Below are 6,008 nucleotides of genomic sequence, written 5' to 3' on the forward strand. Positions count from 1 at the left end.
GACTCTTCCAGAGCTTTTTTGCGGTTGGCTGGCTCAACAAAAAAAGCCCGGCACGAATGCCAAGGCAGCCTACTTACTTTCTACAATCAACGTAACAGGTCCATCATTGATTAATTCTACATCCATCATGGCGCCAAACACACCCGTTTCAACCGTAATCCCTTTGTCCCGAAGCATCTGATTAAAGGCTTCATATAAGACCACTGCCTGTTCGGGCCTTGCAGCGTCCATGAAGTTTGGCCGCCGCCCTTTCCGGCAGTCACCATAAAGGGTGAACTGAGAAACCGAGAGAATTTCACCGCCCACATCCAATAACGAAAGATTCATTTTTCCCTCATGATCATCAAAAATTCGAAGGTTCGCAATTTTATCCGCTAAATAGAGGGCATCTTCTTCTTTATCCTCATGTGTCACCCCAACCAGAAGGACAAAGCCTTGCTTAATCCTCCCGGTTATTTCACCATCGACAGTAACCTTGGCTTTCTTGCTGCGCTGCACTACTATTCTCATGCTAGAAACTCCTTAATTCATAATCCGGCGAACTGAATAAATGTCCGGGATTTGCTTAATGCGCTCCACAACCTTTTGGAGGTGGCTGACATTGTGAATGGCAATTGACATAATAATCGTCGCCATCTTATTACGATCCGACTTCCCGCTAACAGCTGAAATATTGGTCTTCGTCTCACTAACCGCTTGGAGAACCTCATTAAGCAGCCCCTGTCGGTCATAACCACTGATTTCGATATCAACGTTATACTCTTTACGATCGTTTAAGGAAGATTCCCACTCAACCGGAATTAATCTAGATTGAGCATCGTTCGAATCAATATTTGGGCAATCAGAACGGTGAACAGACACCCCGCGTCCTTTTGTGATAAAACCGACAATCTCATCACCCGGAACAGGATTACAGCATTTGGACAACCGGATTAACAGGTTATCAATCCCTTGCACACGTACACCTGATTCCCGCTTTTTCGTCGACGGAAAGGCTTTTAAATCGGTAATCGCATTCGCAATGGTTGCTGATTGTTCTTTATCCCGCTTTTTCCGCCACTTCTCGGTTAAACGATTGGCCACCTGCAAGGCGGTAACACCGTTATAGCCGACAGCAGCATACATATCTTCTTCATTGGAAAAATTAAACTTTTCTGCAACCTTTTTAAGATTATCCGGTGTTAAAATTTCTTTTATATCGAATTCCATTGTGCGGATTTCTTTTTCAACCAGTTCTTTGCCTTTAATGACATTCTCATCACGGCGCTGCTTCTTAAAGAACGCTCGAATCTTGTTCTTGGCTTGTGATGTTTGAGCGAGCTTTAACCAATCCTGGCTTGGTCCGTACGAATGTTTTGAAGTGAGAATCTCAATAATATCGCCAGTCTTCAATTTATAATCGAGTGTGACCATTTTTCCATTCACTTTGGCACCTATCGTCTTATTGCCAATTTCGGAGTGAATCCGATAGGCAAAATCAATCGGAACAGAGCCAGAAGGCAATTCGATCACGTCACCCTTTGGTGTAAAAATAAATACCATATCGGAAAACAAGTCAATTTTTAATGACTCCATAAACTCTTCGGCATTGGCGGTATCATTCTGGAACTCAAGAATTTCCCTAAACCAGGTAAGCTTTTGTTCAAAGGTTGAGCTGTCGCTAATTGTTTTACCTTCTTTATAGGCCCAGTGGGCAGCAACCCCGAATTCCGCAATTTGGTGCATCTCGTACGTACGAATTTGCACTTCAAGCGGATCTCCCTTTGGCCCAATAACCGTTGTATGCAATGATTGATACATATTGGGCTTTGGCATTGCGATATAGTCCTTGAAACGCCCTGGCATTGGCTTCCAGCAAGTGTGAATAATGCCAAGAACGGCATAACAATCCTTAATACTATTGACTACAATCCGTACAGCCAGCAAATCATAAATTTCACTGAATTGTTTATTTTGCAGGGCCATTTTACGATAGATGCTGTAAATATGCTTTGGGCGTCCTGAAAGCTCAGCTTTAATCGATACTTCATTTAAGCGGCTCTTCACTTCATCGACGACATCATCTAAATATTGCTCGCGTTCGGCCCGTTTCTTCTTCATTAAGTTCACAATCCGGTAATACTGCTGTGGATTTAAGTATCTTAATGCGGTATCTTCCAACTCCCATTTAATCTTAGAAATACCTAGACGATGAGCTAAAGGTGCAAAAATTTCAAGTGTCTCATTTGAAATCCGACGCTGCTTCTCTACAGGAAGATGCTTAAGTGTCCGCATATTATGCAAGCGGTCAGCAAGTTTAATCAGAATCACGCGGATGTCTTGTGCCATTGCTACAAACATCTTCCGGTGGTTCTCGGCCTGCTGCTCCTCATGAGACTTGTATTTTATTTTCCCTAACTTTGTAACCCCATCAACAAGCATTGCCACTTCGCTGTTAAAAGCCTCTGTAATATCCCCTAAGGTTACATTGGTGTCTTCTACAACGTCATGGAGAAAACCAGCCGCCACCGTTGCCGGGTCCATTTCAAGGTCCGCTAAAATACCGGCAACCTGAATCGGATGGATAATATAGGGCTCTCCCGATTTTCTATATTGTTCACGATGGGCATGTTTCGCATACTCATAAGCCTTTTTGACTAATTCAACATGCTCATCATTTAAATATTTTCTAGTCTTGTCGATGACTTGGTCGGCCGTTAACACTTGATCGTTCGCCATGAAATCACCTTTATTTTCATCTCATTTTTTATATCAACGTATTTTGTAAGTCCACCTGATGGTCTGAACAAAATATCTATCTATATGAATGCTTTTCTAAAAAAAATTGTTACTAAATTAGAATGATTGTTACCATTATCGAAAAAATTTGCGGAATTGTAAAGGGATTGGGCTGTTTTTTTACTAAAATACGATAATTTTGTCGCTTTTGTTGTTTTTGTGACGCCCAATACAAGGTAAAAAGCCCACCTTTTTCATTATATAAAGAGAGCACTCGTATCCTGAGTGCCCTCATGCCTTCATTAATAGTGCATCAATGTTAGAACATCGTAGCCGTCTAATTTATTACGGCCTTCTAAATAGCTTAATTCCACTAGAAAAGCGATTCCGGCTACCACACCGCCAAGCTCTTCTACCAATTGAATCGTTGCTTCGATCGTACCGCCTGTTGCCAGCAAGTCATCGGTAATTAACACTCGTTGACCAGGTCGGATTGCATCTTTGTGGATGGTTAAAACATCCTTACCATACTCCAATCCGTAGCTTACCTTAATGGTTTCTCGTGGCAGCTTACCTTCTTTGCGGACTGGGGCAAAGCCTACTCCTAACGAATAGGCAACCGGGCAGCCAATAATAAAGCCACGTGCTTCCGGTCCAACGATAATATCGATTTGCTTCTCTTTTGCATATTCAACAATTTGGTCTGTTGCGTATTTATAGGCTTCACCATTATTCATTAAAGGGGTGATGTCTTTAAATTTAATCCCCGGTTTTGGCCAATCGGGTACGATTGTGATAAATTCTCTTAAATCCATTCTTTAATTGCCTCCTCAGATTCAACCGATCCTTGAATGACTTGATCGAACCAGCCTTTTAATTCTTGAAAGGAGGAAAACAATAATTCTCTTTCAAGAGCATACTGGGCCTGTTTTGTTTGATAAGTTTGGGAATCAGTCAGGTCACGCTTTGGCGCGCCCGTATTTAAAGTGATAAATCCATTGTTTATTGTAACAAAATCTAGTTCAGAAAACACCTTTGACATAAATTTAATCGTTTCCTGCGACCAGCCGCGATGTTTCGCTATGGTTTCACCATGAAGCTTCAAGTCGATTGGGCCTTTTTTTAGCAGAAAGGCATAGAACCATTTGAAGTGGTCGCGGGTTGGCAGGGTGGAAAAATAATCGCTTGCTTCTTTATAAAAATAAGTATAAATCCTTGCAGGCTCTTTTCCAGCTACTAATTCTTTTACATGATCCTTGGTTGGCGGGAAATCAACTAAAGCAATATTGGCTCCTAATCCATCAAAGGCTTTGGCATCTTCAATAGTTTGAATAAGGATCGTCTCAGAACGCAGCTCTGGGTTTATTTTTTCAAGGTGCTCTTGATTAAAAATAATAATTTTCCTGTTTTCAGCAGGTACAATCGTTTGGAAGTGATTCGCTCGTTTTTGTCCGCGCAAATCAAATAATTGCCACGAATGGACAGCCATATCGTGAATAAAGATTTGTGGTTTACGATTATTATTCCATTCATTAATAGATAATTCTCCAATTAATGAAATTTTTGAGACAGGAGAAATTTGGTCAGCAAGCGCACCTAAACCAAACCCTACACCATCAAGGGTGGAGCCTTCTTCATTTACTAAGACCTTTAAATGATTTTGTCCACTGCCAATCTTTCTCATACTCGTAATCGCCACATTATCGATTAACACTTTTGGCTTCGGGTTATCCATGCCAAACGGGGCGAGCAAACTTAGTTCATCTAAGGAAGATAAACTGATATCTTGAAGATGTAACTTCTCATCAAGCTGCGTTAATGGGATTAAATGTTCATCTGTCAGCTGCTCGTCAGCGAGGCGGTTAAGGCGCTCACGGAGTTCAGCAACGTCTTCAAGTTTTAATGTCATCCCAGCTGCCATCGGATGTCCGCCAAAATGGGGCAGAAGTTCTCTGCATGTCGATAAATTTTTAAATAAATCATATCCGAGAATACTTCTTGCCGAACCCTTAGCGACACCTTTGTCCGGGTCAAAATTTAGCACGATGGTTGGCCGATAGAACTTTTCGACAAGTCTTGAAGCCACAATTCCAATAACACCGGGATTCCAGGCTTCTTTCCCAATCACCAATACTTTATTGGTCTCAATCGGGTAGTTTTTTTCAACCTCAGCGATTGCTTCGGCCGTAATGGTGTTGACGATCTCCTGCCTTGTTTTGTTTAACGCATCCATTTCTTCAGCTAAACTTTGAGCTTCCTCCGGGTCTTCTGTTAATAACAAATGAACGGCTAAATCTGCATCTTCGAGCCTGCCGACCGCATTAATTCGTGGTGCAATTGTAAACCCAATCGTTTCTTCATTAACTGCCTTAAGGTCAACCCCAGCAACTTTTAAAATAGCTCGGAGGCCAATATTTTGGGTTACTCTCAGTTTTTCAAGACCTTTTTTGGCGATCAGGCGGTTTTCGCCTTTCAACGACACTAAGTCAGCAATTGTTCCGATGACGGCAATTTCAAATAAATGATCGGGAACTTCCCCATATAAGGCATGGGCCAGTTTAAAAGCGACACCGACTCCAGCCAGTTCGCGAAATGGATAAGTGCTATCAGGCAGTTTGGGATGAATGATGGCGAGTGCCTCTGGTAAAACCGGTCCAGGTTCATGGTGATCGGTAATAATTAAGTCCAGGCCAAGTTCTTTTGCAACAGCTGCCTCATGCACAGCCGCTATTCCTGTATCTACGGTGATAATCAATTTAATACCATTTTCCGCCGCTTGACGGAAAGCAGATTCATTTGGTCCATATCCTTCTCTAAAACGATTAGGGATATAAAATTGGACATTTGCCCCTAAATCGCGAAGTGTAATCATTAACACCGAGGTGCTGCTTACTCCATCGGCATCGTAATCCCCAAAAATAAGAATAGGTTCTTGTTTATCAATCGCCTCTTTAATTCGTTCAACCGCTGTTTCCATTCCTATAAGTAAATATGGATCATGAAACCCATCTTTTCCAAATAAAAAATACCGAGCAGAATCTACGGTATCCAGTCCACGGTTTACAAGCAGGGATGCAACCAGAGGTGTTATTTTCAATTCATTTACAAGCATTTGGGCAAGTTTATGATCAGTTTTGCGAACAATCCAGTTAGTTTTTGATTTTAACAATTGTACGTTCACCCCTCAGACTTTCTAATTATACAGGAGCGAGGATAAGCTTTCAATCAAAAGAAAAAACTGCAAATGGTTTGCAGTTTTTCTTTTAATATTGCTGTGTTAATCTTGAATG

At 41.6% G+C, this 6,008-nt stretch carries 4 protein-coding genes; all 4 read right to left on the minus strand.

Features of this window, described 5'->3' with window-relative positions:
- Positions 1-69: 69 nt before the first annotated feature.
- The gene (dtd, locus tag V7077_RS03630; RefSeq protein ID WP_335498481.1) at positions 70-510 is read right to left on the minus strand and encodes a D-aminoacyl-tRNA deacylase; all 441 of its coding nucleotides are present in this window, start codon (positions 508-510) and stop codon (positions 70-72) included.
- Positions 511-522: 12 nt separating this feature from the next.
- Positions 523-2,718, minus strand: coding sequence for a RelA/SpoT family protein (locus V7077_RS03635; protein WP_215043863.1), 2,196 nt, complete (start codon positions 2,716-2,718; stop codon positions 523-525).
- Positions 2,719-3,020: 302 nt separating this feature from the next.
- Entirely contained in the window at positions 3,021-3,533 is a 513-nt protein-coding gene (locus V7077_RS03640) for an adenine phosphoribosyltransferase (protein ID WP_235740557.1), read from the minus strand.
- Positions 3,524-5,887 (minus strand): single-stranded-DNA-specific exonuclease RecJ, encoded by a 2,364-nt coding sequence (gene recJ / locus V7077_RS03645; RefSeq protein WP_335498482.1) that lies wholly within the window; start codon positions 5,885-5,887, stop codon positions 3,524-3,526. The genes V7077_RS03640 and recJ overlap by 10 nt, the downstream gene beginning before the upstream one ends.
- Between the last annotated feature and the right edge of the window lie 121 nt (positions 5,888-6,008).

Origin of the sequence: Neobacillus vireti (assembly GCF_036962465.1) — a bacterium.
GTDB classification, from domain to species: domain Bacteria; phylum Bacillota; class Bacilli; order Bacillales; family Cytobacillaceae; genus Neobacillus; species Neobacillus vireti_B.